General features: G+C 61.1%; 22 protein-coding genes and 1 pseudogene. 10 read left to right on the top strand and 13 right to left on the bottom strand.

Features of this window, described 5'->3' with window-relative positions; genetic code table 11:
• The 4 genes and pseudogenes from ACF8ML_RS02160 to ACF8ML_RS02145 all read right to left on the bottom strand — a co-directional run.
• Nucleotides 1-260 (bottom strand): annotated as a pseudogene (locus ACF8ML_RS02160) (IS30 family transposase); the annotation flags it as partial.
• Nucleotides 261-542: 282 nt separating this feature from the next.
• Nucleotides 543-1,943 carry a hypothetical protein gene (locus ACF8ML_RS02155; RefSeq protein WP_128422670.1) on the bottom strand — a complete coding sequence of 467 codons (1,401 nt, stop codon included), beginning with the start codon at nt 1,941-1,943 and terminating at the stop codon, nt 543-545.
• Between the two features lie 559 nt (nt 1,944-2,502).
• A complete protein-coding gene (locus ACF8ML_RS02150) occupies nt 2,503-3,366 on the bottom strand; it encodes an HNH endonuclease (RefSeq protein WP_080945324.1) in 864 nt (287 codons plus the stop codon).
• A 352-nt stretch (nt 3,367-3,718) separates the two neighbouring features.
• Nucleotides 3,719-4,654, bottom strand: coding sequence for a restriction endonuclease (locus ACF8ML_RS02145; RefSeq protein WP_046239093.1), 936 nt, complete (start codon nt 4,652-4,654; stop codon nt 3,719-3,721).
• A gap of 487 nt (nt 4,655-5,141) precedes the next feature.
• Between ACF8ML_RS02145 and ACF8ML_RS02140 the strand changes: the two genes are divergently transcribed.
• From ACF8ML_RS02140 to ACF8ML_RS02110, 7 genes are all read left to right on the top strand, one after another.
• Nucleotides 5,142-6,380 (top strand): alpha-xenorhabdolysin family binary toxin subunit A, encoded by a 1,239-nt coding sequence (locus tag ACF8ML_RS02140; protein ID WP_046239082.1) that lies wholly within the window; start codon nt 5,142-5,144, stop codon nt 6,378-6,380.
• A gap of 65 nt (nt 6,381-6,445) precedes the next feature.
• Nucleotides 6,446-8,890 (top strand): hypothetical protein, encoded by a 2,445-nt coding sequence (locus ACF8ML_RS02135; RefSeq protein WP_392406102.1) that lies wholly within the window; start codon nt 6,446-6,448, stop codon nt 8,888-8,890.
• Nucleotides 8,887-10,185: a hypothetical protein gene (locus ACF8ML_RS02130; protein ID WP_392406100.1), complete on the top strand. Its 1,299-nt coding sequence runs from the start codon at nt 8,887-8,889 to the stop codon at nt 10,183-10,185. Before ACF8ML_RS02135 ends, ACF8ML_RS02130 begins: the two co-directional genes overlap by 4 nt.
• Before the next feature lie 120 nt (nt 10,186-10,305).
• Nucleotides 10,306-11,709, top strand: a complete 1,404-nt coding sequence (locus tag ACF8ML_RS02125; RefSeq protein WP_392406098.1) for an MFS transporter — start codon at nt 10,306-10,308, stop codon at nt 11,707-11,709.
• A 236-nt stretch (nt 11,710-11,945) separates the two neighbouring features.
• The gene (locus tag ACF8ML_RS02120; protein ID WP_392406097.1) at nt 11,946-13,082 is read left to right on the top strand and encodes a hypothetical protein; all 1,137 of its coding nucleotides are present in this window, start codon (nt 11,946-11,948) and stop codon (nt 13,080-13,082) included.
• A 52-nt stretch (nt 13,083-13,134) separates the two neighbouring features.
• Nucleotides 13,135-13,566, top strand: a complete 432-nt coding sequence (locus ACF8ML_RS02115; protein ID WP_152683558.1) for a VOC family protein — start codon at nt 13,135-13,137, stop codon at nt 13,564-13,566.
• Nucleotides 13,563-13,940, top strand: coding sequence for a DUF4288 domain-containing protein (locus tag ACF8ML_RS02110; protein ID WP_392406095.1), 378 nt, complete (start codon nt 13,563-13,565; stop codon nt 13,938-13,940). The genes ACF8ML_RS02115 and ACF8ML_RS02110 overlap by 4 nt, the downstream gene beginning before the upstream one ends.
• A 39-nt stretch (nt 13,941-13,979) precedes the next feature.
• Here the strand turns inward: ACF8ML_RS02110 and ACF8ML_RS02105 are convergent, their stop codons facing one another.
• Nucleotides 13,980-14,333 (bottom strand): hypothetical protein, encoded by a 354-nt coding sequence (locus ACF8ML_RS02105; RefSeq protein WP_047327292.1) that lies wholly within the window; start codon nt 14,331-14,333, stop codon nt 13,980-13,982.
• Nucleotides 14,334-14,595: 262 nt separating this feature from the next.
• Between ACF8ML_RS02105 and ACF8ML_RS02100 the strand changes: the two genes are divergently transcribed.
• Nucleotides 14,596-15,033 carry an OsmC family protein gene (locus tag ACF8ML_RS02100; RefSeq protein WP_016447025.1) on the top strand — a complete coding sequence of 146 codons (438 nt, stop codon included), beginning with the start codon at nt 14,596-14,598 and terminating at the stop codon, nt 15,031-15,033.
• Between the two features lie 66 nt (nt 15,034-15,099).
• On the opposite strand, the gene ACF8ML_RS02095 is transcribed toward ACF8ML_RS02100, so the two are convergent.
• Nucleotides 15,100-15,900, bottom strand: a complete 801-nt coding sequence (locus ACF8ML_RS02095; protein ID WP_046239085.1) for a SprT-like domain-containing protein — start codon at nt 15,898-15,900, stop codon at nt 15,100-15,102.
• 118 nt (nt 15,901-16,018) lie between these two features.
• Between ACF8ML_RS02095 and ACF8ML_RS02090 the strand changes: the two genes are divergently transcribed.
• The gene (locus ACF8ML_RS02090; protein ID WP_047327291.1) at nt 16,019-17,158 is read left to right on the top strand and encodes a helix-turn-helix transcriptional regulator; all 1,140 of its coding nucleotides are present in this window, start codon (nt 16,019-16,021) and stop codon (nt 17,156-17,158) included.
• A 4-nt stretch (nt 17,159-17,162) separates the two neighbouring features.
• The gene (locus ACF8ML_RS02085; protein WP_392419652.1) at nt 17,163-18,284 is read left to right on the top strand and encodes a helix-turn-helix transcriptional regulator; all 1,122 of its coding nucleotides are present in this window, start codon (nt 17,163-17,165) and stop codon (nt 18,282-18,284) included.
• Between the two features lie 72 nt (nt 18,285-18,356).
• Here the strand turns inward: ACF8ML_RS02085 and ACF8ML_RS02080 are convergent, their stop codons facing one another.
• The 7 genes from ACF8ML_RS02080 to ACF8ML_RS02050 all read right to left on the bottom strand — a co-directional run bounded on the left by ACF8ML_RS02080 (nt 18,357) and on the right by ACF8ML_RS02050 (nt 25,384).
• Nucleotides 18,357-19,853 (bottom strand): hypothetical protein, encoded by a 1,497-nt coding sequence (locus tag ACF8ML_RS02080; protein ID WP_392406091.1) that lies wholly within the window; start codon nt 19,851-19,853, stop codon nt 18,357-18,359.
• A 320-nt stretch (nt 19,854-20,173) separates the two neighbouring features.
• Complete coding sequence (locus ACF8ML_RS02075) at nt 20,174-20,941, bottom strand: hypothetical protein (RefSeq protein ID WP_392406090.1); 768 nt, start codon at nt 20,939-20,941, stop codon at nt 20,174-20,176.
• 158 nt (nt 20,942-21,099) lie between these two features.
• The gene (locus tag ACF8ML_RS02070; RefSeq protein ID WP_047327288.1) at nt 21,100-21,684 is read right to left on the bottom strand and encodes a flavin reductase family protein; all 585 of its coding nucleotides are present in this window, start codon (nt 21,682-21,684) and stop codon (nt 21,100-21,102) included.
• Between the two features lie 47 nt (nt 21,685-21,731).
• On the bottom strand, nt 21,732-22,364 hold the full coding sequence (locus tag ACF8ML_RS02065; protein WP_047219793.1) for an NAD-dependent dehydratase: 633 nt from the start codon (nt 22,362-22,364) through the stop codon (nt 21,732-21,734).
• Between the two features lie 218 nt (nt 22,365-22,582).
• On the bottom strand, nt 22,583-23,683 hold the full coding sequence (locus ACF8ML_RS02060; protein ID WP_047327287.1) for an alkene reductase: 1,101 nt from the start codon (nt 23,681-23,683) through the stop codon (nt 22,583-22,585).
• Between the two features lie 115 nt (nt 23,684-23,798).
• The gene (locus ACF8ML_RS02055; RefSeq protein ID WP_016447017.1) at nt 23,799-24,380 is read right to left on the bottom strand and encodes a TetR/AcrR family transcriptional regulator; all 582 of its coding nucleotides are present in this window, start codon (nt 24,378-24,380) and stop codon (nt 23,799-23,801) included.
• A gap of 35 nt (nt 24,381-24,415) precedes the next feature.
• Nucleotides 24,416-25,384 carry a LysR family transcriptional regulator gene (locus ACF8ML_RS02050; RefSeq protein WP_392406086.1) on the bottom strand — a complete coding sequence of 323 codons (969 nt, stop codon included), beginning with the start codon at nt 25,382-25,384 and terminating at the stop codon, nt 24,416-24,418.
• Between the last annotated feature and the right edge of the window lie 95 nt (nt 25,385-25,479).

Raw genomic sequence — 25,479 nt, 5'->3', positions numbered from 1 at the left:
CGCGCGGCAACGCAGTGGATGGATTCGCCCGCAGCCAATGCCCGCGAGATCTCCTCGCGCTCAGCGAGAGTCAGTGCCAATCGTGATCGATGACGCGCTGGCGGGCGGATTCCGCCGGTTGCGGCCAGGATGTTCTGAATGGAGGTATGCGGCCGATCGAACAGCTTGCCGATCTGGTGCAGGGTATCGCCCTTGCTCCAGCGATCCCACATCATCGCCTTCTGTGCTTCGGTGTAGTAGATCCGAGGTCGTTGCTTCATGGCCAGCACTCCTTGCGCCAGGTGCAGTCATTGTGTTGCATCGACCGGTTGAATTCACACTGGAAAACCGTCATCCAAGTAGCAACATCGAGAGGCAGCTCTCGGTCGGCAGCAGCCCGCAGCGAGGAGCTGTTGCCGGCCAGGAGCAGCCTGTCGTCAACGACTGCTAAAGCGTACGCACGACGTTAAGCGCCTTAGGAATCAAGGTCCACTGCCAGATCAAGCCTGAAATTCTACACATCGCGATTGCTGCCTGCATTGGGCTATACCCGGAACGCCTACCTAGAAAACACATTTCCAGTGATCTTTCCATATTCCATGCTTATGCAAAAATTCTAACTCTGCTTGCTTTTCCTCTTTACTCAATGATTCGCTGCACTGCATTAACAGAAAGTCTTGCGTTGCTTTGTGAAACTCAAGTTGCTCGGTAGCGATACCCACAACCTCATGAATCCCAGAGAACCTCAAGCGAGTTGCGCGGCAGTAGCCGGCCAGTGAAGTAGTGCGAAGTTCACGGTAGTCCTCTTCGCTATCGGAAGGATCGCGTCTCAACACCATTAGCACATACGCGCGACCCGGCCGGCTAGGTAGAACAATAGTCTTACTGAATCTATTCCCTACGAAATCGCGGGTCAGGACGTCTTGGAGGTTTTCGGACAGCTTCATTCTTCCGAATCGACCCTCTTGGGCCATTGCCCGAAGTACCTCTTCGTGCGCCTGCACATCATTGGACGCGCTTTCGAACCTATTGAGCACCTTCGCAGTCGAGTTCTGGATATGACTTGTTTGATGTTCGATGAGTTCATCCCATAGATAACTCTTCACAACCATTTTCTTCAATTTAGCGTAGGTGTCACTTGCCCGAAAGCGTGACCATCCACCCTCTTCGAGCAGGACCTGATTTTTGCCATCAGGAACGGCAGGAAAGGTAAAGCTATTGGGATAATCACTATTGGGATTGAGTAAATAGGTGGCGAGCAGGTCTTCCTCGCCGCAGATGATGAAGTCCACACCTGACTTGCACAGATATTCCTCTTTTTTTCGAAGATATTCGATCAAATCTGGCGCTGTATCAAGTTCTCCGAGCAAAACATCCAAGGTGAGTTCATCGAACACGTGGATGAATAAACGCTTCTTTAAGGGCCACCCCACCATGAATGGGTGTTTTTGGTGTGCTTCCGCATGCAGTTGCGTGTTAATGATCAAACTGCCAGAGCTGCCGTTACCCCAGTATTTTTCGCCTGCTGGCACAGCACCCCTGGTTACAGCTACCAAATGTAATCGCATATTTTCTCTGGACGGCAGGCGAACGGGCAATGGATGCTCGCACGCTGAGTCAAGATAAATCCGATTAGGATGTTGCTCTAAAAATGATTTCGCGCCAGCCAACTGCTTTGCTGATTTTTCTATTGCGCCCTTAAACCACCTCGGCCAAGCCACTCCAATGGCTTTAGCATCGGGGAAATTGCATTGCTTGTCGGAAAAGATAATGACATCATTTCCGAAAACGACGAGTAGGTCGCACAGTTCGCGGCCACCACTCTCGTCGGTAAAAGGGTTTTGGAAGCTCCAAAAGCTCAAAAATGCCTTTCTGGCAAGAACCCCAAGGTAGCGCTCAGAGTCAGTGATTCCAGATTCTTTCCTCCCTATCTGCCAGATAGGTGCGGGCTGTAAATATGTCATATTAGAGGTAGGAAACTCAAGAATCGAGGTTATGCGACAGACGTATTGCAAAAGGGAGGCGAGCGGTCGGTTCTAGGTCGAACAGACAGCAAAGGTGTCCGGGTCGATCTGGACATCCAAGCCATTATCGCCCCAATTGCTCCATGAAAAACTTGACGCGGACATCGTGCGTAGCAACACGTTAGGAATTCTGCCTGACGTGGTAGTGCTGCCAGTGAAGCCCGCTTGTCACCGTGCCGACAAGGAGGCCGTTAATCTATCAGCCACCTGCCGAGGATCGCCAGCGTTTCTCGAACTTGAAGCTGCGGTTATTCATGCTGTCAGCGAAGCCCGCTTTCCACATGACATAGATAGAAAGTTGGTTTATGCACCGCGATGCGCCACTACCGTTCATGATCTAACTCTGGCTTCCTGGCTCAACTATGGGTTGAGTAGGCAGAGGACAGAAATTTTGCTGTATAGCAGTCTTTACGTGTTGAAGACTGAAGGACCGCAATGGGTCGGTCTGAGAAATTCGCAGATTTGGCCAGGAGTCGATGGCAGTCGCAAGAAGAATCGTTTACTCAGCGCTTGAGGGAATATTAGCGGCCAGTAAGCCATTAAGCTCGTCCATTTTTAACCAAGGCCTTTTGCGATGCAGCATTCTGTGGCAGTTGGAACAAACCAACGCTAGGTCTTCAATTTTGGTTTCTTCACCGCCTTCGTGAAGCTCACTTATTGGTTTCGTATGATGGGCCTCAATAAAACCACGCCCAACTTCGCCGTAATTCTCAAGAAAATCAAAGCTGCAGCACGCGCATTTGAGTGAGCCGACCCTGGCCATTGCCTGCGCTTTTGCTTGCCTGACCAACGTCTGATTGCGCTCTCTGGCCAAGTGAAGCTTCTCTTTAAATTTCCCCTCCGGAAAGCCAGTACGTATTACAGGCTTATCAGGGTCTAAACTGTTTGCTTTTTCCTTGCCGTCCGCGAGGACAAACAGGTCATCAATGAAATCATCTACTTCAGTAGGAATCTGTGGGATCGATATCTGCACGTTAGTGGAAAGAAAAATCTCTGCAAAATATGCCCTGCGCTCTTCATTTTTTTTGTCGTGCTTACTTGGCGAGTAACGCCAGTGCAAAACAGATTCGCCATGTGATTCTACAACGTGGTGGATTTCAGCAATTGGACCGGATTTAGACTCAGGAAACAGGACAACATAAAAGTTATCACTATTTCGCCAATCTATTAGAACAATCCAAATACCCTTCCCCGCAGAATCTTTGAATAAAAACGCGCCTTCGCATGGGCGATCGTTGGCCCACTGATGAAATCCCGAAAGATTTTTCTGCTTTATGTGTTTTTCAAGATGGTACTTTCCAATTCCCTCGTGCCCTGTCTTTAAAAGCAGAACCGCTATTTTTTTGGCCGTTTGAAATTGCATCTAACTCCCCAGATCGCGAACGTACTGTAGATAACACTAAGCATCAGGTTATCTTGAACCTGTGGTCTAAATTGGCATGTAAAAGTCGCAGCAAGGGGCTTGCAGCGAAGCTCTGTGTTATATGCTACCCATGAGACATGAATCCAATTCGGTGATGCAGGTGGCCGCCCTTCTGTCGTAGCCGCACACGGTGACTGGAGTAGGTCCACCTGACAATTTTTTAAAAACACTAACTATAACTGAGACAGGACAGACCGATATGCACTACGCATAGATGTTTATTCATTGAATGACCGCTTTGCGGCTTTTACTTGTGTGTCAACTGAGGGTCGAAAGCAGGCCATCTACAAAATCAATTCCCAACCCCAGCCATCTCCCGAGTCCCTCGACACCCCGCACCAAACGCCGAGCATCCCCAAAATGCCTTCCCAGCCGCAGGCCCTCGCTTGGCAACCCGCTGAACCATTGCTTTCCCGCATTGAGGACAGTCGGGTATTGGGGCGGCAGCCGGTTGCACTGTGTCAAAAGCGGGTTCCGTCTTGATGGGCCCGGATACAGGCACGGGGCTCGCCAAAGGGGCAGAAGTCCGAGCCTTGATGGTTGAAGCAGCTTCTGTCTGGGCCTTTGCCTCCTTGAGCAATTTCATGAGCGCAGCCCCGTCCATGAGCTGGATATTCCGCCCCGCAGCAAAGGCCACTGCTTCTTGAGTGAACCGACCAGAGGTCACCACAAAGCCCGCAGCAGCCCCATCGGCCGCCATGACGCCATATAGCTCGCGCACCGTGGAAACGCCCACCTTGAAGGCTTTCCACTGCTTGCATTGCACCAGTGTCTTTTCGCCATTCTTCGAGAGGACCAGGTCCACGCCACCATCGGGCCCGCCGCCACCGGTTTCCCTGACGCCGTAGCCGCGCCGCCGAAATCCCTCACCCACCAGCGTTTCAAACTCCCGCCATGACATGTTCTGCAGCGCATCCGCGCTGGAACTGGCCGAGGTGGTTTCGAACAACTGGCTGCGGCGGCGCTTGCGCACGGCGGAAATGGCCGCGCCGGCCAGGCAGATGAGGGGCAGGATGTACTGGCCACCGGTAGCCAAGCCCTGCCAGATGGCTGTTGTGGCCAATTGGCCGATTTGCTGCGGGCTTTGTGCTGCAGGCAGGGGTCGGATGGCAATGGAGTGCAGCACCATGTAGCTGGCGAGTGCCAATGCAATGCCAGCCCACCAGGGCAGCATGGCGATCAGATCCATGAGGTCTTCTGCCGTGCTGGTCTTTCGTTTTCTTGCCACTCCCGCTCCTCCATCGTTCAAATTGCCGAACATTTTGCAACATTTATGGGTGAGGCGAATTCCTGTGCCAATGGGTGCGGTGAAATCAAGAGAAATTGACACTGATGGTGTCTTCTGATTGGCGATGAATCTGTGCAATGCGCTATTGATTGCATAGCAGGTGGTGTATGCCTGGTATGCGAAATTCCTTGCCTTGTCATTTGAGGCAATGGATTGATCGTGCTCATTGCCATGGGTCGCGCAGGGGACAGGCGCCATTGGGTGTGAGAGAGCAGTCCGGCTGCTGTCCTTATCCCCAGTGCTGTATGAATTTGTGTCACTTGTTTGGGGGACATACAGGGCCATGGCGGCTACCTAGCATCCGGTCGACTGGAGCGCAAAAGGAGGGCGGGCGATGACTGCGGTGCGGTCATTTCTTCAACGCCGCCGCTTGTTTGCACACCGATTCGAGGCCGAATCCGGCCTTTCACCATCAGGAGCCTTCGCCATGTCCGACCCTGCAAATTCAACGAATGCATTCACACCGTCTGCCGATATCTACAAGGGAATTTCCGTTCTCAGTTCAGAGGACTGGATCGGGCTGACGACGTTCTTCGAGTCTGCAGTCACCGACAACCCGACCACCACGGAGCTGATGCGCGCCATGCTGGGCATGCAGAAGCAGGATGCTTTCAGGCCGGAGTTTTCCGAAGCGGTGGAGCTGTTCGTCACGCTCAAGGGTGTCGGCCAGAAGTTCAAGGCCGATGTGCAGGACAAGATGCTGACCCTTGCCGACGATATCGTTCAGTACAACGATGTGGCGGCAACCACCTATGAGCGGCTGATCGAGCTGGTGGACCGTTTTGATCTGGAGGGAGCGCCCACCCCATCGGCGGAGCCGGCGGTGGAAGCGAAATGGAAGGCCCTGGTCAAGGTTTGGGAAAGCGATACGCCCAGCGGGCGTTCGGAGCAGATCAAGCGCAATTTCAGCAGCGCGCTGGAGCAGTTGATTGAAGACGCCAATGCGCGCTCGGTGCGTGCCTTCGCGCTGCAGAACTCCATTCTTGACAACGGCAACGGAATACTGGTGCGCCTGAATGCCTGCAAGACCGCATTCAATGGACAAAAGCAGAAGTTCACGACCACTCTGGGCGCCGAGGGTGCTGCCAACCAGAAGCTGAAGGCCGCCGTGGAGAAGCTGGAGAACGACTTGAAGGCCCTGCGCCGCAAGGAAAAGGATGAAGTCATCGTGCTGTCCACGTCTCCGGCCTATCTGGCCATTCCGCTTTTCGGGCCGCTGATTCTGGCGGGGGTGGATATCGGTGTGGGTGCGGACCTTGCGGTCACGCGAAGGAAGATTGCCGAGAAGGTGGATGAGGTGAGAACCATCCAGGCCACGATGGCCACGAACGAGCGCTTCATCGGCTATTACAACCGAAGCAATGATCGCTTTGACAGCATCAGCAAGAGCATTGAAGACCTGGGTCCCAAGCTCAAGACGCTGGGCGAGGCATGGCGTGCGATTTCTGCCGATCTGGGCAACATACACAAGGTCTTGAGCACCACCGGCCGCAAGTCCCTGCAAGGGGAAAACTGGTTCAGCCTGACGGTGGTGCTTGGCACGGCCAAGAAGGGCTGGGCGCGTGTCGCCGGACAGGCAGACCATTTCCGCCGCTTTGGCGGCACGCCGAAGAAGGCGCAGAGCGTGGATCAACTGGTGGAACTTGCCAGCAAGAAGGCAGCCTGAGCGATCTGCTCCGGCCTTTGTCCAACCGCTGCACAGGTGCAGTGCCTTACCTGGAACCACCCGCCATGACTTCAGCAATGACTCCCGCGCTCACTGCCGCGATGACTCCCATTGAATTGCGAACCCTGATCGATCGCTACCGAGCCGAGGGCCTGGTGCCGCCAGGGCCGCTGGTCTGCAGCGGTGGCCGGGCGCCGGACGGCAGCTTCAATCCCTTCGGCATCGTGGCCGATCTGGTGGTGGACCTGAAGGTGTTGCTGGACGAGGCCGACGCGGCTGGCCTGCAGGCGCTGGACATCCATGCCGATACCGTGGTGGTGCCCGAGGGGTTCGACAGGCGGCTTGACGGTGCGGTGCGGCGGCTGACGGTGGTTGCCCGCCGCATTGTTTCCGAAGGCACGACGGTTCTGCGCATGCTGCATGACGAGGACAACGAGCTCAGCAGGGTACGCATTTTTGTGGAAACCGTGGAGGGCCGGTTCACCCTGTACGGCGGCCCCACGCGCGACACCCCTTATGCGCTGGAGGGGGCCTGGGACACGGTGGCGCGGCCGCAGTTCAGCAATTTCCTGTGGCAGGGCAACCGGGCTGTGGTGAAGCACACCCCCGTGCCGCCCGGCCTGCTGGAGCATGGCGAGCCGATGCACAGGGTGCTGGCCGCGCTGTTTGCCCTGAGCGCCGGCATGGCGGGCAGGCCCGGCCACAGCGCGGCCGAGCTGGTGTTGTGCCATGAGGCGCTGGCATGGATCACGCGCTGGTCAGGGGTCGAGTCCGGGTTTGGCGAGTTGATCCAGGCGGCGGGTTCGCTGCAGCGTCTGCTGCCGGTCATGGACGTTGACAGGCTGGCCAGGCCGATTCCTGATCTGAGCGCAGGCAGCTATCTGTCGCTGGCCAAGGCCCGGCAGGAGGTGATGGCGGCCATGGAGGCCCACCTGCGCAGCCTGCGCGCCAGCGGCGAGCTGGCAGGTGCCGTGGGCAGCGTCGCGCAGGCGTTTGCCGACCGGGATACCTTGGACCTCAAGACGCTGGAGGCACGTTGCACCGAGCTGGAGCAGCGGTTGATTCAGCAGATCGAGGCCCTTGACCGCGCCGCACGCACGGTGCGCCAGGAGGAGCTTGAAGCGGAACTTGCCGCCATGCGGCTCAAGCTTGAAAGCGACGTTGCCCAGATCGTGCGCACCGTGAAGATGAGCCTGGAAATCGCCTTTGGCGTCATCGCAGTCGCGGGCAGCGTGGCCGCCCTGTGCGTGGGCGTGCCGCCCGACCCGAAGGCGTTGACCGAGACCGGTCAGAAAGGCGTGCTCGGCCTGAAGGATTTGTACGGGCAGGCCAAGACGCTTGGCGGCAGCATAGACGGCCCGCTCAAGGCGCTGAAGGCCCTGGGCCAGTCGTTTGCCATTCCGCTGCAATGGGCCAGGCACAACTCCAGCACGCTCAAGAATCTGGTGGATCCCGCCAAGGGCGCATTGAATGCGGTGCTGCCGGTGATCCGTGGGCCGCTGGGCGGGCTGGATGTCGAGGGGATTTCACGGGAGCTGGGCGACACCATGCGTGCACTTGCGCTCATGCCGGATGCCAATGAAGCCAAGGCCGCCTGGACGGTACTGGAGAACGATGCGGTCAACCGGCTGGATCTGGTGCTTGCCACCGAAGGCACCGAGGCGGCCGTGCGCAACGCCGCCAACACCCTCAAGACACAGGTGCAGAAGGTGGCCGTCTATGGCCGCCTGCTGGCAGAGCAAAGCGCATCCAAGAATGCCATTGCCCGTGAGCTTGCCACGCTCAAGCTGGAATACGTTGCGGTGATCGGCAAGCGCAAGCGCCTGCAGGCGCTGGAGCAGCAGGCGCTGACAGAGCTGGAGCGCAGCGCGCGGTTGCAGGGGGAAATCACCCTCAGGGCAGAAAGTGTGCGCCGCGGCTTCTTCGTGGACTGCTTCGGGGTCCGTGCCGCACAGGCCTACGAGACAGGCAAGCAGCCCGGCCACCGTCTTTCGATGCCGGGCACGGCCGCTGCCATGGCAGATGCACACGCCACCCTGCTGGCAGACCACGCCAGCGCGCAGGCGGCCAATGCGAGGACCCAAGGGGATCTGCGGCGGGAATTGCGGGTCACTGACGCCGCGCTGCTGCAGCAGCTGGCGCATGGGCAGCCCATCAGCCTGTCCATTGCCACCAGCCATCCGGCACTGGCCAGCTACCGCCGCATCCGCCTTTCGTCGGTGCAGGCCTGGCTGGAGTTTGCCGATGTCTCGGCCCAGCGCATCAATATCGACATGGTGACCGGCAGCGACTTTCACGACAGCACGGGCAACGGGGACGAGAGGCTTTTCTGCTCGCCCCTGAAGATCAACTTCACCTACGCCGGCGACCAGATCGAGTTCTCGCAGCACCTGGGAGATGTCTGCCCGACGCCGTTCACGACGTGGCTGATCGAAGTGTTGGAGCCCCGACGGATGCCGGCAGCGCCTCGGGCCCTGCGCCTGCTGATGGCCGGCACTGCCGCCAGATGAGCCGGCTTCTGTGGCTGCCCGCCGCTGCCACGGCGCTGTGCTGCGGTGGCGCCATGGCAGCGAGCTGCCGCGTCGAAGCCGAGCCCGCGCGTGAGCCAGTCGCACGGCAGGTATGGACCGATATCGCCGAGTTCTCGTTCCTGACCGGGCTGGATCTGGACGATGCCAGCGGCCGCATGACGCTGGTAAGGAGCCTGGAGAGCATGCAGTCGTTCCCTGCGCTGAAGGCAGCATCGGCCGCTTGGGGCACGCTGCGTACCCGTATCGACGGGCTGGCCGACACGGTGCAAAAGCTGGGGCAGGCCGTCGGGCGTTTGCAGCAGCTTTGTGACCAGTTGGATGCCGTTTCGCTGACCCCCGACGCACCGCTGGACGAGGCCCGGTGGAATGCGGGTGTCGCAGCCGTCGAGACGGAAATGGATGCGGCCATTGCGGCGGCTGCACCCGTCGTGGCGCAGCTGGAAAGTCATGCCTCGCTGCTTCGCGTGGCCGCCGCGCACCATGCCAGGCAGCCGCCACCGGCAAACGCGGTGGTCCGCCTTGGGCCCGCGCCGCAGGCGATGGCAACGGAATTCAGCACTCTGGCATTGCGCTGGCGGGCCGTGGCCTCCGACCTTGCAAATGCTCGCCGCATCTTGCCGGTGAGGCCGGTGCGCGGCTCGTCCGCGCCCCTGATCACCATGACGGCCACCATGCGGGAACTGGCACGGATCTCCGCTGAGGCACACGCACTCTCGGCCCAGCGGCTCAGCGATGCGGATTTTCGGCGCTACGAGACGGGCGACTATCTGTACGACCAATGCCCCATGCTCAAGGACCGCCAATGGGTCGGGCTGCAGAACCTGTATTGGAGCGAAAGGCGCAATGCGGTAGCGCTGCTGCAGGGCACGGGCCTTGTGTCTCCCCCCGGGCTGTACAACGTCGAGCCATGGCAGATTTCCTTCCCGGCCATGATTCTGGGCGCCGACAGATGGAGGTTCCTGCGCACCGGCAAGGGCTACTGGCTGGTCCAGAATGCGGCGTTCGGACCGGGCACCATGGCGCTCGATGTCACCAGCGTGGCCGGGAAATCGCATCTTGAGCTGAAGATGACGGCGTCAGCGGGAGACTCCCCACGCTTCAGCGGCCAGCAATGGCGCTGTGCGCCCAGCGACCTGCCGGGCCAGTTCCATCTCTACAACCGCTTCCTGTCGGATGCCGTCGTGCTGGATACGGCCAATAACAATGGCATTGCCGTCATGCTGCCGGCCACCAGCCGCTCTGCTGGCCAGTATTGGCGTGTGATCGAGCGGTAAGAGGTGCCAGGGGGCAGGACCCCCTTGATCTCAACCGCACTTGAGGTTGCATGCTCCAGGCTTCTCGTCGCCATGGCACTGCGCCATGGCCGTCGCAGACCCTGCAACCAAGAAGCATCCATGCCCCATCAAGATTCCCTCACGCTGGACGATCAGGTCCGGCCGACGACCACCGAGAGCTGGTCCATCCTGTCTTCCCCCTACCGCCTGACGACGATCGGCATCGTCTCGCTGGTGGCCTTGATTGCCTTTGAGGCCCTGGCCGTGGCCACAGCCATGCCGGCCGTGGCCCGCGCGCTCGATGGGGTGCCGCTGTACGCGGTTGCGTTTGGCGTGACCCTGGCCACCAGCGTGGTGGGCATGACGGTGGCGGGCGGCTGGTGCGACGCGCGCGGGCCGGCGGCGCCGCTGTGGTCTGGCATGGCGTGTTTTGTGGCGGGGTTGCTGCTGGCGGGTTTTGCGCCTTCCATGCCGGTGTTTCTGGCGGGGCGGCTGGTTCAGGGGCTGGGGGCCGGTGGCATGTCGGTGGCGCTGTATGTGCTGGTGGGCCGGCGGTATCCCGAGGCACTGCGGCGGCGCATTTTTGCGGCGTTTGCCACGGCCTGGGTGGTGCCCGCGCTGGTAGGGCCGGCGTTGAGCGGCCTGGTGGTGGAGCACCTGGGCTGGCGCTGGGTGTTCCTGGGCGTGCCCCTGCTGGCCTTGCCGGCCGGGGCGATGCTGCGCCCGTCGCTCCAGGGCCTGGGCGGCCATGGCCAGGGCATGCAGGGCGTTGTGCGGCGCGGGCTGTGGGCTCTGGGCGCGGCCACGGGCATCTGCCTTCTGTATGTGGGCGGGCAAAGGCAATCGGCGGGCGCCTTGGGTGCGGTGGCGGTGGCCGCGGCCTTGTCACTGGTCTGCACCTGGAAGCTCTTGCCGGCCGGCACGCTGCGCGCCGGGCGCGGGCTGCCCAGCGTGATCGCCTTGCGCGGGCTGGTGTTTGCGGCGTTCTTCGGGGCCGAGGCGTTCCTGCCGCTGGTGCTGGCGCGCGAGCACGGGCTGTCAGCGCCCATGGCGGGGCTGGTGCTGAGCGCGGGTGCGCTGGGCTGGTGTTCCGCTTCCTGGTACCAGGGACACAGCCGCAACGGCTGGAGCCGTCACCGCTTCCTGCGCGTGGGCACCAGCGCGGTGCTGGCAGGCGTGCTGCTGACGGCATCGGTGGCCTGGCCGGCCGTGCCCGTGTGGGTGGCGGTGGTGGGCTGGATCGTGTCGGGGCTGGGCATGGGCCTGCTCTCGGCAAGCCTGTCGGTGCTCACGCTGTCCATGTCCGCGCCCGGCGAGCAGGGCGCCAACAGCTCGGCCCTGCAGCTGTGCGAGGCCATTGCCGTGGCGGCCACCCTGGCCATTGGCGGATCGCTGTTCGCGGCCTTGCTGGAGACTTCGGCCCATGCGGCCTATCTGGCGAATTTTGGGGTTGCGGCCGGGGCGGCGGTGCTGGCGGCGGTGATCGTGGGGCGAACGGATACGCGGCAGGTGTTTGTGGGGTGATGAATACGTCCCACTGATATGGCAGTGATCGCTGGATTGACGTAGAAGCGGGACAGGTGACGATGCACCCACCCATCGGTGACTGGACAAAGCGTCCAGTTCCGCGGGAGCGCTGGCGGCTATATTCGCTGCGCGGCAAGCCGCATTCCTGTCTTGAATGCATGCGCCGGCAAGCGTGTCGTGCATGCCTGAGGCTGTATCAAGGGCCACCGTAAATATCCAGAGGAAACAGTTGAATGGGCATCGCTTTTCGCCAGACTGAAATCAACATCAAGATCGCCAAGAAGCAGGGCAAGGTACTCACCGCGCTTCTGCAGGAAAAAGGCTGGATCACGGAAGACATGCCGTTGGATGCCGCGTTGGCCGCGATCGGCTGGTATGGCAAGAGCCAGAAGACCCTGCTGGTGATTGACGAGATCGATGTGGACAAGATCACCGAGCGGGTCTCTCAACAGTTGGAGGCGCTGGCTCCTTTTGTGCGCGATGGGAGCTTTGTCCGTTTTGAATCTGAAGAAAGCAGCAAGGACTATGCGCTCTGTGTTTTCGAGGGCGGCAAGGCCCACGGCTACGGGTGGTTGGGCATCCGGGAAAAATCATCGGTCGCCGCCGCCATCGGAGCTGTGCCCAGTGGTTCATGGAATGAGTACATCCATGACGAGTCTCCTTCTCAGCAGAAACTGACCGATCACCGCTATTGGGCTGTGGTGGCACGGAGTATGGCGGAGAAGCTCTGGTTCATTGCCGGGAGTTCCACGAGCTTCAATGCCAGGGAAAAGGAGCAGGCCTACTGGATCATCCGGGCATGCGAAGAGGCACGGACTGCCATGCTGGGTGAGCGCCATCTGCTGGTCCAGGATATCCAGATGTATGAGCGAGAGGTGGCAAAGCTGCCGCAGATTCTTGCGACCCATGCGCATGAGGCGAAGCTGCGCTGGCTGAAAGGACCCCGCAAGAAGCTGGCCGCGCTGGATTTCGATATCCGTGCCGATGAACTGCAGACGCTGCTTGGCTACCGCGATACGTTTGCGCCAGGGCGAGAACTTCTGGTCAATGGACAGCAGGGGGCATACCAACCGGAAGTGCGCGCATTCTTCGAGCAACTGCGTGAGGCTCCCTGGTTCCTGCAGCTTTGCAATCTGGCAAAGGACGGGGAGGACCGCATGCAGGTCATCCTGGATTTCCAGGGGTTGATGTCTGATGTGATGGACTCTGCCGATCTGAAGGAAAGTCTGTTCTATCTGCATTGGATGGCGTCCGCCGAGAAAGGGTGCGTCGCCATCGTTCTTGGTGCAGACAGTGAAGATATCTCGGACCTCGCGCCCGAGATTCACAAAGCCATGCAGAGAATCGCCCAACTGGCGACCTTGAAGTAGGCCTGCCCGCAAGGCGTTCTTCCTGCGGCCAGCCGCGTGCATGATGGCCGGCATGAATATCTCCTCCTACTTCGAAATTCCCGTCCATGAGCTGGAAAAGGCCATGGCGTTCTACCGCGCCGTCTTCGGGCATGCGCTGGAGCGTGAGAGCGTGGATGGCAACGAGATGGCCTTTTTCCCGTATGCGGAAGGCGCGCCCGGCTCCAGCGGCGCACTGGCCCAAGGCGACAGCTATGTGCCGGGAAAGTCGGGCGCCCGCGTCTATTTCGATGTGCCCGATATCCAGGACACGTTGAGAAGGGCCGTGGCAGCGGGGGGAGCAGTTCGCTATCCGGAAACGGCGGTGGGCGCGTTCGGGTTTGTGGCGGAGTTGGAGGATCTGGACGGCAATTGCATTGGCCTGCGCGCTGCCGCGGCGTCCAGGCAAGATCCGGACGCTGAGCCGGCGCTCCCGATGCCGAGCCATGGGGAAAATGTCTCATGAAGCACGAAAAGAATATTTCCCCGGTAGGCTGGTACGTGGTTTCCTACCTGCTTCGCTTCGTGGAACTGAACGATGAGAAGAGGGACTACGAACAGGCCCGCTTCCTGTCTTGGGAGAACACGGTGCTGGTCCGTGCCGGCACCTTGGACGAGGCCTATGAGAAAGGGATGGCGCTTGCCCTGGAGAATGCCGTGCCCTACAAGGGTGGGCCGGATGGAGAGCCTGTCCAGTGGGAGCTGCTGGGCATCACCGAGGTGCTGCCTATCTACGAGGAGCTGGCGGACGGCGCGGAGATCCTGTGGACCGAGCGTGCGCCCAGAAAACTGAGGAATCTGCGGCAGATGGTCAAGCCCAAGGGCGAGTTCCGGCAATAGGGGCAGGTGGGGCCGATTGCTTGCCGGGCAGCTGCATCTTCAAGGCCAATATTCCAGCAGAAAGAAGATGGTGGCAGGCATGGCGATGAACCCCAGGAGACGCTTTTTTCTCAGGAAGCTTGCAGGCAGTCCTGATGCCAGCAGTTTTCTATGATTGATGGGTTCAAGCAATGCTGAAGAGATCAGCACAAAGGCAAGCAATGCGAATTTGACAGTCTGATCGTTGAAAAACGGTATGGCTAACATGGGTGCGGCGCAAGCCATCACGATGTATTTGCACACCCCTTGGGTCAGGAGTTTTTTCTTTTCTTCTTCTGAAAGGACGGATGTCAGTCGGTTGAATAGATAGATATAAAGCAGAGACAGAGATATCGCAATATACGAATATTTCATTCTTTGAGTTCCTCGCCCTCAATTTGAGGCTGCATTGTTGAACATGCAAAGGAAGCAGGCAAGTGGCATTTTTTGCAGCGGCAGTTGCATTGGCTCGCACGCTCTCCCCGGTATGTGGGCCGGAATATGCTGAATGCTGCGGTATCCGTCTTTTTTGCTGTAGGACGTGCGCGCAGGGGCTGGCGCGCCCCGGGACCACGCCTTGCCCTGTGGCGCCTGTGCTGTGATGGCGGCTTGTCCAACCAACGCACAGGAGAAACACATGTCCGAGAAAACCGCTTCCGTCCATTGGGAAGGTGCAGGCAAGACCGGCCAGGGCCGCATCAGCACGGAGACCGGCGCGCTCAAGGACCATCCCTACGGGTTCGGCAGCCGCTTCGGGGATGACCGAAAAGGAACGAATCCCGAGGAGATCGTGGGCGCCGCGCATGCGGCCTGTTTCACGATGGCCTTTGCCTTTGCCTGCGAGAAGGCGGGCATCGCCACCGAGATGCTGGACACCACAGCCAAGGTCCGGCTTGCCAAGGATGGCGAGGGTTTCAAGATCGACCGCATTGCCCTCACGCTGCAGGCCAAGGTGCCCGGCATCGACGATGCGCAGTTCCAGAAAATCGCCCAGGAGGCCAAGTCCCAGTGCCCGCTGTCCAAGGCGCTGGCAGGCGTGCCCGAGGTGACCCTGGTGGCCACGCTGCTGCATTGAGTCCGCACAGGCGCTTGTGCCGGGAGGTGGGGCGGGGCAGGTGAAGCACTCTGGCTTGCCGAGTGCTCAATCCTGGGCTGTGAAGCCTTTGCCGCAATCGCCGCAGATCAGGTTCAGCCCCGGCTTGCCCCAGACATTGACAGGCGCCGCGCAACCGCCGCACCGGTACTTGACGCGCAGGGACTTGTTGACGGGCTGCACGGTGGTCTCGCCGGTGGTGGAGCCCGGCACAGCCACCGAGGTGCCCACGGGCCGCACGGCTTCGGCCAGGGCGGGCACGGAGGACATGGGCGGCTGGGTGCCCTGCATGCCCTGGAGCTGCGTGGCCATGCTCCACTGGCCCGTGACCACATGCTCGATGGCCGGGAAGCGGTCGTACCAGCTCAGCTGGAAGCGCGTGGTCAGCAAGGCATCGCAGGCCGCCAGGAAGGGGCCGCCCGCCACGGCGTAGTCGGCCATCATGTCGCCCGTGCGCCGCCCGCCGGGCCGGCCCGTGGACGAGGGCATGAGGCCCAGCGATTCCAGCTTGTCCGCCCATTCCTCGTTGTGATAGCGCGCACGGCCCGGCTTGCCGAAGTGGTGCTGCCACAGGTGCGTCATCTCATGCACCAGGGTCTGCAGCGTCTCGATGATGGGCACCGCCGCGAAGTAGGCGGGGTTGAGCGCAATCTCGTCGGTGGTGCTGCCGTCCAGCGAGGCAAAGCGCGCGGCAGAGAAATAACCGCAGGTGCGTTTCTCGCGCTGCAGCGTGATCAGGCAGTGGGGCAGGGCATCGTCAAAAAGGCGCTGGTTGAAGTGCTCGTAGGCCTGCTGCAGTTCGGAATAGGTTTCGCGCGTGGGAGCGGAGCGGACGGGGGCGGCGGGCATTGATGGATTGTGCAATACAACCGTGTGAACATTGCCCCAAATCGACGTGGCAAGACCGGTATCGAAATTCAGAGCTGTCTGATTGAAAATAGCTATAAAGAATCAATAATTCATTTCCATGAAATTTATTGATCGACAGGGTGCCAGTTGCCAAATACCGGGACTGCTGTACGACGGAGTACTTTCCGCTGAGGATTGGCAGTCTGCGCTGGACGCCATGCGGCAGGCGCTGGGCGCGTCCGTTTTCCATTTCTTCACGCTGGGCAGCACTGGTGGCGGGGTGGTCGAGAGCGTGCACAACCACGACCTGGCGGGCATCGATGCCGATAAATTGCGTGAATACGAAACCCACTACGTTGGCGAGGACCTGCGCATGTCCGTCGTGGCGAGCCTGCCCCAGGGCCAGTTCATGCTCGACCATGAGCACTTCAGCGCATGGGAGATGTCGCGCAATGCGGTCTACGTCGATGTGCTGGCGCCCCACGGACTTCGCAACACGCTGGGTGTCAAGGTGCGCGACGAAGGGGGGACGCAGGACTTCCTGGGTTTCATGCGTCCTACGGATCGTGGAATCTATGGCGCACAGGAGCGGGTCTTCATGCAGCAGTGGATGCCCGATCTGGCGCGTGCCGCCCGCCTGCGCATGCACATGGGAGGACTGGCGCGGCAGGCGGCTTTGGGATTCACAGCCCTGGACAACTTGCCGCAAGGCATTGCACTTGTGGATTCAAATTGCCGCATCCACTACTGCAACCCCTCGGCCGACTGCCTGCTGGCAGCTTTTTGCGAAGCCTTGTCTGTGCGCCACGGCCTGCTGCGCTGCGTTGACGGGCAGGCCCAGGCGCAACTGCTGCGTCTTGTGGCCCAGGCTTGCGGCCATCATGCACAGGGCCTGGCCGGGGCTCTGTGCCTGACGGCAGGCTCTGCGTTACGGTTGATGGTGACGGTCCTGCCGCTCAAGCCCAGCCATGCCGCTGCGTTCCGCCAGCGGCCCATGGCTTTGCTGGTAATGGCGGATGCCGGTACGCCATTTTCTGGCCCGAGTCCCGGACTCGTGCAGGAGGCGCTGGGTTTGTCGCCCTCGGAAGCGCGTCTGGCGGTGCTGCTTGCCACGGGCAGGACCGTCAAGGACTACGCCCGGATAGAGGGGTGCAGCTGGCATACGGCGCGCACCCACATGAAGAACCTGATGCGCAAGACAGGTTGCCACCGGCAGGTGGAATTGGTGGGGCTGCTGCAATCCCTGCAGCCGAGGTGAGTCCGTGCAACAACGCATTGATGCCATCGCCGGTCAGCTGTATGAGGGGGTGCTCGCTCCCCAGACCTGGAGCGAGGCGCTCGCGGGAATGTGCGCGCAATTGCAGGCGGGCGTCTTTCACTATTTCACGCTGAATGCTGGCGAGGCAGCCGTTCCGCAAAGCGCAAGCAATCTGGAAAGCTTCGGTCTGCATCACGGCTTGATGCATGAGTACGAGACACACCACGCGCACAACGACCTGCGGATGGCAACCGTGCAGCGGCTGCCCGTGGCCCAGGTCATGCTGGACCATGAGCACATCAGTGCCAGGCAGGCGTCACAGAACAGCGTCTATACGGATTGGCTGGTTCCGCTGGGACTGCGGCATACCGCCGCTGCCGCCGTTCGCGTGGAAGGCAATGCGCGTGATTTCATCAGTTTCATGCGCCCCAGGGATGCCGGCGTCTATGGTGCACAGGACAAGGCATTCCTAGAGCATTTGATGCCGCACATCGAGCGGGCCGGCCGCTTGCGCGCGCGCATGGGCCAGCTATGCGGCCAGGCAGCATTGGGACTCGCGGCACTGGATGCGCTGGCGCAGGCACTGCTCGTCGTGGATGCTCGGTGCCGGCTGCAGCATTCCAATCCGGCGGCAGAGCGCCTGCTCGCAACATTCGGCACGTTGCAATGTGTGCACGGCGGGCTGCGATGCACATCGGGCGAGGCGCATGCACGCTTGCAGAGCTTGGTCTCCGCCGCTTGCGCCAATCCCGCAAAGGCGGCTGCCTTGGAGCTCCAAGGCAGCCGGCCCAGCCAGTCCCGGCTCAGGCTGACCGCGTTGCCTCTGGCGGCCAACCATGCGTTTGCTGCGCCGTGGCAACAGCCCCTGGCCCTGATCTTTCTGACGTTGCCCGGCTCCATGGTTTTGCAGAATCAAGGCCTGGTGGGCGAGATGCTGGGCCTGTCACCCAGCGAAACCCGCCTTCTGTTGCTTCTGGCAGGCGGAAAGACCGTGAAGGACTATGCCTTGATGGAAGGATGCAGTTGGCATACGGCGCGCACCCACATGAAGAACCTGATGCGCAAGACAGGCTGCCATCGGCAGGTGGAATTGGTGCAACTGCTGCAGGGGTGGGGAATGGTGTGAACAGTCCCTGCCCATCGCGCAGCGCCTTGCGGGCTGGGCGATGGATTGGGCGCTGGTCACGCAGCCCTTGCTTCAGGGGGTGTATTGCAGGTTGTAGTACATCTCCCTGCCGTTGCGGTCGGCGTAGATGAGGAGGAACTCGGCATAGTTCGTGGCCGATGCACCGTCCGGCTTGCCTCCAAAAGGTATGGTGGCCGAGGTGGCTCCTTTGGGCACAGGGACGGTCAGGTTGGGAGTGCGTACCGTGGGCAGGCCGGAGGCAGACCCCGCCGCAGCGCCCTGCCGATAGGAACTGAGTACTGAAAGTGCCATGGGCATGCTGCCCGCTGGCGGTTGCGCAGCCGACCAGACAACCTGCGCGCTGCCGCCGCCGGCCTTGAAGCCGGCCACGATCTCGCCCTCTGAGGGCGAGATGGTGTTGAACTGGGGATAGGCATTGACAGGTATCTGCGCAAACGCATAAGACCCGCTCTTCAGCGTGACCTGATAGGTGGCGATGGGTGTTTTGCCTTGCTGTCCGTTGACGGCTTTCCAGCCATCGTCGGCATGGATATCGAAGCGCACCTCGGTTCCCGCTGCCAGGCCCAGCGCTGCGAAACGGTTGTCACCGTCTGCCATGGCGGCAGCATCGAACCCGCTGCGCACGGTGGAGCCCCACGAGTCGTTGGCCACACCCAGTTGCGCGTTGGTGCAATCTGCCGTGCCGGCGTTGGCCACGTCGTTGCTGGCGTTCGATCGACACTGCCGGAAGTTGTTGGTGTCCGCATAGCTGGCGTTGCCCCGCACGCCTTGCATTTCGGGTGCATCGCGCATGATGCGTGGCGACAGCAGCTTGAGCGAGTTGCGCGCGCCGCCTGCCTGCGCCGACGGCCAACTGACAATGGCGTAAGTTGCCAGCCGAGCAGGATCGGAAATGCCAAACTGCACCTCGCGCCGCAAGTGGAATGGACTGGCGGACGGTTCGCCGTCGGACAGCTGGCGTACCACATTGGCGCGGTTGCGCGACACCAGTCCCACGCTTACCACGCGCTGATTGCCCAGGCTGCGCATCTCGGCTGCATTGCGGGGAGTGGCGCAGGTGCCGCTGCTGCTTCCTGCGATCAGCGTTTCGCGCTGGTCCCTTGTGCTGGTCCCGTCCGTGAATTTTTCGTCGTAGCTGATATCCACCTCATGCCGTGCGGATCCGTCGGCATTGGTGGCTTTGCGCTCTGCCAGGATTTGCAGATTTTCGAAGCTCCGCCCAATCTGGTAGGCATTGGAGGTCTGGACCTGGGTCTGGTTTTCATCCCAATGGGTGATCAGGCGCTCCTTGCTGCTGCCGTTGCCCAGGTAGCAGTCGTCGAGGTGCGCAAAGCGCTCGGTGCCTTTGGCGGGCAACTGGGTGGCGGTCAGCGCTTGTCTGGCATCCATGTACTTCTGCACCAACTCCTGGGTCGTTTGTGCTGGTGGTGCAACCGGTGGCGTCACTTCGTTGTCTCCGCCACCGCCACTGCCACCTCCGCAAGCCGTAAGCGCGAGCACGGCACCGGCGATGAGGGTGGGGCGCAATTTGGGGGTCTGCTTGGTCATTGGGTATCTGCCTTTCAAACGATTGGGAATGGGCGGCGCAAGGATTCGATGGTTTCCCTCATCCGCCTAGACAGCAGTCTTCCCAGCCATGGTGCGCAAGGCCATACCGCATTTGCGGGATGGCTTCGGCACCGGCTCTGGGATGAAATATTTTTTGAGCGGAGTTTTCAGGAGCTGCAGGCACTATTCGCTTTATTTTGCGATTGGCCCTTTGTAAACATCAAAGCCCGCAGGACTGTTGCAGCACCCAGGAGTTCATCGAACGAATTTTTTATTGAGCTGGTCAATATGCGGTCATATCCTCTTCCAGGATGCGAAAACTAATTGACGATGGTGAGTGATCCATAGGAGCCCTGGCCGCCACGCACGCTATAGAGCTGCGTGCGTCCCGCGCCTGTGGCCCCGCTTACCGTCACTTCCCCTGTATTTCGATCCGCATAGGAGCACGCTCCCTTGTTGCCGCTGCCATTGATGGCCCGTATGCCAAGATAGCTGACTCCTGAGCTGACGGGCACCTCAAAACAACTTGGCTGGTTGAAAAGTTCGGAACGAGCAACTTCCCTTTCATTCAATGTGATGGCTAGAATATCTCCATCCTCGCATTCATTGTCTTTCATGCAGACATCGATATATTTTTGGCCTGCCATATTTGTATTTGCGCTGAAATTCCCCCAATCTGCCAATTGCTGATTGATGGCGTCAGAAACGAACTGGTCCCAGGAAATGGTTTCGTAAGGTGATATCCGATAGCTGCATGACCGGTTGTCCTCGATTTCCTTGTTGACAGTCGTTTTCTTGTCGGGTGTGCCACTATCCCAACGGATGGACTTGAACAGGTATTTGTCAATTTCTCTTTGCAATTCGGCCGGTGCCACGCTTGGTGGACTATCAATGCAGATCATGCGCTGATCGCCCATGATAGGACCGGTGAGCTTGACACGCTTGCCACCATCTCCTGTGGCGACTGCGATGGCATCCAAGACTTCCTCTGCACCACTGCACCCTGTCATCAAGACCGCGATGGGACACGCGATCAAGGAAAAGACAAGCTGACGCATCCACTGGTTTCTTGTTGAGTTCCATTCCATTTTGATTCCCTTCAGTTGATGTGAAAAATAACACCCACGGGAAGGAATAATGGATTGTTTGTCCCAGCGAAAATATACCGCAGATGCGGTATTGATCTTCAGGACGCAGCAAGCATTGCAGTAGAAGTACTGCCAGATTTCTGAAATGGAAAAAGAAACTATTCTTTGCTTTCCTGCACCCTCAACGCCTGCCCAATCGCATAGAACTGCCCACCCGCCACGTAGTGCAGGCTGCGCAGCGCGGGGTCGGCGCTCTCGAAGTGCCAGTGGCCGTTGCGGAACACGCGGGTGTCGGACCAGGCGCCCACGATCTCGCCGATGAACAGGTCGTAGGCCTGCTGGTTGTGGGGCTCGGGGATCAGCCTGCAGGCCAGCCAGCCGGCGCAGCCGTCCACGAAGGGCAGGTCGAACCCGTCCATGCCGAACAGCTGAACGCCGCTGGTGGCGAGCTTGCCGGCATCGGTGGACAGGCTGAGCGTGCCGACCTGGTGCGTGAGCTGCAACTGGGCGGCCGTAGGCACCTGGATCACGAACATGCCGCTGTGCTCGACCAGGGCGCGCGTGGCCGTGGCCTTGTCCAGCACCACGGTGAGCTTCGGGGGCGCAAAGTCCAGCGCGCAGCACCAGGCTGCGGCCATGACGTTGTCCACGCCGCCGTGGCGTGCCGAGACCAGGACGGTGGGGCCGTGGTTGATCAGTCGGTAGGACTTGGCGAGATCGACCGGGGCAATATGCGGGTTCATGCAATGGTTCCTGAAGGGTTCTGTTTTTGCGCGTGCAGGCGCCGGGCTCATTCGGCCAGCGCCTCGGAACCCACGATATGGACACCGGGCCTTGCGTTGACAGCTGCCTCTATCAAGGCATGGGCGATGCGGTGTGCGGGGTTGAGCCGCCAGCGCCGGGGCAGCAGCGGGCCCAGGGCGCCAAGAACGCCGACCATGGCGCGCTCGCCCGCCCGGTGCTCGGTGCGCGGGCCGCTGATCAGGCCGGGGCGCACGAAGGTGAGGGAGGCAAAGCCTTGCGCCTGCAGGTCACGCTCGAGTTCGCCCTTGACGCGGTTGTAGAAGATGCGCGAGCCGGCGTCGGCGCCCATGGCCGAGTTCAGCACATAGGTGGGCGTGCCGTGGCGCCGCGCCAGCTGTGCGGCCAGCAGCGGGTAGTCATGGTCCACGCGCTGAAAAGCCGGCTGGCTGCCGGCTTTCTTGATGGTGGTGCCCAGGGTGCAGACCAGGGCATCGGCCCGCCACCAGTCGGCGCCTTCGGGCAGGTGCTCGAAATCGACGATGGGGGCGAGCAGCCTGGGATGCGCCGGCAGCGCCCGGCGTACCGGGGCCACGACACGGGTGATGCGGCTGTCGGCCAGGGCCTGTTGCAGCACCTGGCTGCCCACCAGCCCCGTGGCGCCCACGATCAGCAGTTGCATGGCTTGGTCTTTCGATGGGGACACGGATCAGCCAGTGTGCCGTAGATGGCGTGGCGCATAAAACTGGTGCAGCCCAAGGCAAGGGACACCGAGGAAGGGCCTACGCCGGCAGCGCCGCCCGGCACCGAGGGTGTCGCCGGCTGCCCGGACGCCCCCTCCCGCGAAGCGAGAGAGGGCGCCGTGCAACGGGGGAAGCGGCGTAAGCCGCTCAGGGGGAGTTACGCCAATGCAGGCCAGTCGATGTAGCCCTGGGCGCCGCCGCCGTAGTAGGCCTCGTGCGGGGCCACGGCCAGTTCCTTGCCGTGGCGCAGGCGGGCCACCAGATCGGGGTTGGCGATGAAGGGGCGGCCGATGGCCACGGTGTCGATAAGGCCCTTGGCGCGGCGGTCCATGGCCAGTTCCAGGTCATAGCCGTTGTTGCCCATGTAGGCGCCGTCAAAGAGCTTGCGCAGCGCGTCCAGGTCCACGCCGGGCGGCAGTTCGCGCGAGCCGCCGGTGGCGCCTTCCACGACGTGCAGGTAGGCCAGGCCGAAGCGGTTGAGCTGGGGGATGAGGTAGCCGTAGAGGGCCATCACGTCGCTGTCCAGCGGCGTGTTGCCGGCGTTGGGCGTGACGGGCGACAGGCGGATGCCCACGCGGTCGGCGCCCCAGACCTTGGCCACGGTGTCGGTGACTTCCAGCGTCAGGCGGGCGCGGTTTTCGATGCTGCCGCCGTAGGCGTCGCTGCGGTGGTTGGTGGAGTCGCGCAGGAACTGGTCGAGCAGGTAGCCGTTGGCCGAGTGCACTTCCACGCCGTCAAAGCCTGCACGCTTGGCGCATTCGGCCGCATGGCGGTATTGCTCGACGATGCCGGGGATTTCGCTGGTTTCCAGGGCGCGGGGCATGGACACCTCGGCTACGCCGTTGGGCGTGAAGGTGACGCCTTCGGCCTTGATGGCAGAGGGGGCGACAGGGGCCACGCCACCGGGCTGCAGGTCCACGTGCGAGTAGCGGCCCACGTGCCACAGCTGGGCCACGATCTTGCCGCCGGCCGCATGTACGGCGTCGGTGACCTTCTTCCAGCCGGCGACCTGTTCCTCGGTCCAGATGCCGGGGGTCAGGTTGTAGCCGCGGCCCTGGGCCGAGATGTTGACGGCTTCGCTGATCAACAGGCCTGCGCTGGCACGCTGGGCGTAGTAGGTGGCGTGCAGTTCGGTGGGCACGCCGTCGTCACCGGCGCGGCTGCGGGTCAGCGGGGCCATGACGAAGCGGTTGGCGAGCGACAGGCCGCCCAGTTGGGTGGGGGAGAACAGATCGGTGTGAAGGCTGTGGTCGGTCATGGTGTGCAGTAGTGGTGGTTGAACAAAAAAGAAGTGGGATAAGTAAGAGGTGTAGGTTTTAAAGTTGACCAGTCGTCTACAAAAAAGACAAATAAAAAGCGGCGGCCAGGCCTGCTCAGCCCAGCAGCCGCTTCGTGGAAACAAGGGCTGCGGCAAAGGGCTCCTCATGCCGGCCCAGCTTGGACAGCAGGGAGGCACCCAGCCACAGCTGGTACAGCGATTCGGCCAGCGTGGGGGCATCCATGGTGGAGGTGATGGAGCCGTCGGCCTGGCCTGCGCGCACGCAGTCGGTCAGGCGGGTGATGATGGCGTCGGTGCCGGTGCGCAGCACCGAGCGCATGTCGTCGGACAGGTCGCAGACCTCGGGACCCAGCTTGACCACGAGGCACTGGCCTCCTGCATGGGCCGAGCATTGTTTCTGTGTCCAATGGCGGAAGTAGGTCATCAGCCTGGAGATGGCCGGATCGGGCGTCTCCATGAGCGCATCGATCTTGGCCAGGTACTCGTCGAAGTACTCCTGCAGCAGGGCCTGGCCGAACTCTTCCTTGGACTTGAAGTAGTAGTAGAAGGAGCCCTTGGGCACGCCCGCGGCCGCGACGACCTCGGCCAGGCCGACGGCCGTGTAGCCTTTCTGGGTCATCAACGCCTTGGCCACATCAAGGATGTGCTGGCGTGTTTCCTGTGCGGGCTTCTTCATGGGATCGAAGTCTAACGCAAAAACCGACCAGTCGTCTACAAACTTTGTTCCAGCGTCATTCCGGCGGTCGCAACGCCTGTGCCGTCGGGCAAGTCACCCGGCCGGATGATGCGCGCAAGGCCCATCCTGTCGCTCAGAAAGTCGATCAAGGCCCGGGCGGCGCCGGACTGGAAGCGGTTGGGCATGTACAGCATGAACATGCGGCCCTGGTTGATGCTGAATTCGTAGTCCTGCATGGCCAGCACGATGCGGCCATCTTCCACCTGGCGGCGCACCATGTAGTCGGGCACCAGCCCCACGCCCAGGCCACCGGTGATGCAGTCGCACAGGAAAGGGTAGCTGCGCGACATCAGCGTGGGCGTGATGTCCAGCTCCTCCAGCGGCTGGCCGTTCCGCGCAATCTGCAGGCGCACCTTGCCGCTTTCGCCGCCCGATGTGATGAGCGGCGTGCGCGACAGCTCGGACGGGGTCTCCGGCAGGCTGTGGCTGCGCAGCCAGTCGCTGGAGGCGCACAGGCTGTAGCGCACCGGCCCCATGTCGCGCGCCACCAGCATGGGCGGCGGGTCGGACATGACGCGGATCGCGATGTCCACGCTGTCCTTGAGCAGGTTGTCTATGAAGTTTTCCAGGCGGATGTCCAGCACCACCTGCGGATGGGCGCGCTTGAACTCGATCAGCCACGGCGCCATGACCAGATGGCCGTAGCCGGTGGGCACGCTCAGCCCGATCTTTCCCGAGATGTCGTCCGTGCTGCTTTGGGCCAGCTCGCGCACCAGTTCGGTCTCGTTGAGGATGTTGCGTGCATGGCGGTAGATGCGCTGGCCGACCTCGGTGGCCTCCACGCCCTGGGGCGTTCTGCGCAGCAGCGATGCGCCAAGGGACTTCTCCAGCCGGGCCAGGTGGTAGCTCACGTTGGCCCGCGACATGTTCAAGAACTTTGCCGCCTGGCTCAGGTTTCCGTGTTCGATGATCTGGACAAGGATGTTGAATGCCAGGAGATCCATGCGCTGCAGTCCAAGGGGGGTGTCAATATTGTTTGACATGATGTCAACCGCCGCCACCATTGTCAAAGAGGGTGCGCTGGGCAGAATGGGCCAGC

Origin of the sequence: Delftia sp. WSY_10 (assembly GCF_043104705.1) — a bacterium.
In the GTDB taxonomy this organism is placed as follows: domain Bacteria; phylum Pseudomonadota; class Gammaproteobacteria; order Burkholderiales; family Burkholderiaceae_C; genus Comamonas; species Comamonas tsuruhatensis.
The sequence above is the reverse complement of the archived record's forward strand: the minus strand, read 5'-3'. Positions and strand labels throughout refer to the sequence as shown.

Excerpts from the sequence above, each read along its gene's own strand:
- ACF8ML_RS02100 (WP_016447025.1), top strand. The coding sequence starts at position 14,596 with ATGTCCGAGAAAACCGCTTCCGTCCATTGGGAAGGTGCAGGCAAGACC.
- ACF8ML_RS02150 (WP_080945324.1), bottom strand. The coding sequence starts at position 3,366 with ATGCAATTTCAAACGGCCAAAAAAATAGCGGTTCTGCTTTTAAAGACA.
- ACF8ML_RS02140 (WP_046239082.1), top strand. The coding sequence starts at position 5,142 with ATGTCCGACCCTGCAAATTCAACGAATGCATTCACACCGTCTGCCGAT.
- ACF8ML_RS02130 (WP_392406100.1), top strand. The coding sequence starts at position 8,887 with ATGAGCCGGCTTCTGTGGCTGCCCGCCGCTGCCACGGCGCTGTGCTGC.
- ACF8ML_RS02155 (WP_128422670.1), bottom strand. The coding sequence starts at position 1,943 with ATGACATATTTACAGCCCGCACCTATCTGGCAGATAGGGAGGAAAGAA.
- ACF8ML_RS02050 (WP_392406086.1), bottom strand. The coding sequence starts at position 25,384 with ATGGATCTCCTGGCATTCAACATCCTTGTCCAGATCATCGAACACGGA.
- ACF8ML_RS02135 (WP_392406102.1), top strand. The coding sequence starts at position 6,446 with ATGACTTCAGCAATGACTCCCGCGCTCACTGCCGCGATGACTCCCATT.
- ACF8ML_RS02060 (WP_047327287.1), bottom strand. The coding sequence starts at position 23,683 with ATGACCGACCACAGCCTTCACACCGATCTGTTCTCCCCCACCCAACTG.
- ACF8ML_RS02095 (WP_046239085.1), bottom strand. The coding sequence starts at position 15,900 with ATGCCCGCCGCCCCCGTCCGCTCCGCTCCCACGCGCGAAACCTATTCC.
- ACF8ML_RS02055 (WP_016447017.1), bottom strand. The coding sequence starts at position 24,380 with ATGAAGAAGCCCGCACAGGAAACACGCCAGCACATCCTTGATGTGGCC.
- ACF8ML_RS02120 (WP_392406097.1), top strand. The coding sequence starts at position 11,946 with ATGGGCATCGCTTTTCGCCAGACTGAAATCAACATCAAGATCGCCAAG.
- ACF8ML_RS02110 (WP_392406095.1), top strand. The coding sequence starts at position 13,563 with ATGAAGCACGAAAAGAATATTTCCCCGGTAGGCTGGTACGTGGTTTCC.
- ACF8ML_RS02065 (WP_047219793.1), bottom strand. The coding sequence starts at position 22,364 with ATGCAACTGCTGATCGTGGGCGCCACGGGGCTGGTGGGCAGCCAGGTG.
- ACF8ML_RS02125 (WP_392406098.1), top strand. The coding sequence starts at position 10,306 with ATGCCCCATCAAGATTCCCTCACGCTGGACGATCAGGTCCGGCCGACG.
- ACF8ML_RS02070 (WP_047327288.1), bottom strand. The coding sequence starts at position 21,684 with ATGAACCCGCATATTGCCCCGGTCGATCTCGCCAAGTCCTACCGACTG.
- ACF8ML_RS02115 (WP_152683558.1), top strand. The coding sequence starts at position 13,135 with ATGAATATCTCCTCCTACTTCGAAATTCCCGTCCATGAGCTGGAAAAG.
- ACF8ML_RS02080 (WP_392406091.1), bottom strand. The coding sequence starts at position 19,853 with ATGACCAAGCAGACCCCCAAATTGCGCCCCACCCTCATCGCCGGTGCC.
- ACF8ML_RS02105 (WP_047327292.1), bottom strand. The coding sequence starts at position 14,333 with ATGAAATATTCGTATATTGCGATATCTCTGTCTCTGCTTTATATCTAT.
- ACF8ML_RS02075 (WP_392406090.1), bottom strand. The coding sequence starts at position 20,941 with ATGGAATGGAACTCAACAAGAAACCAGTGGATGCGTCAGCTTGTCTTT.
- ACF8ML_RS02090 (WP_047327291.1), top strand. The coding sequence starts at position 16,019 with ATGAAATTTATTGATCGACAGGGTGCCAGTTGCCAAATACCGGGACTG.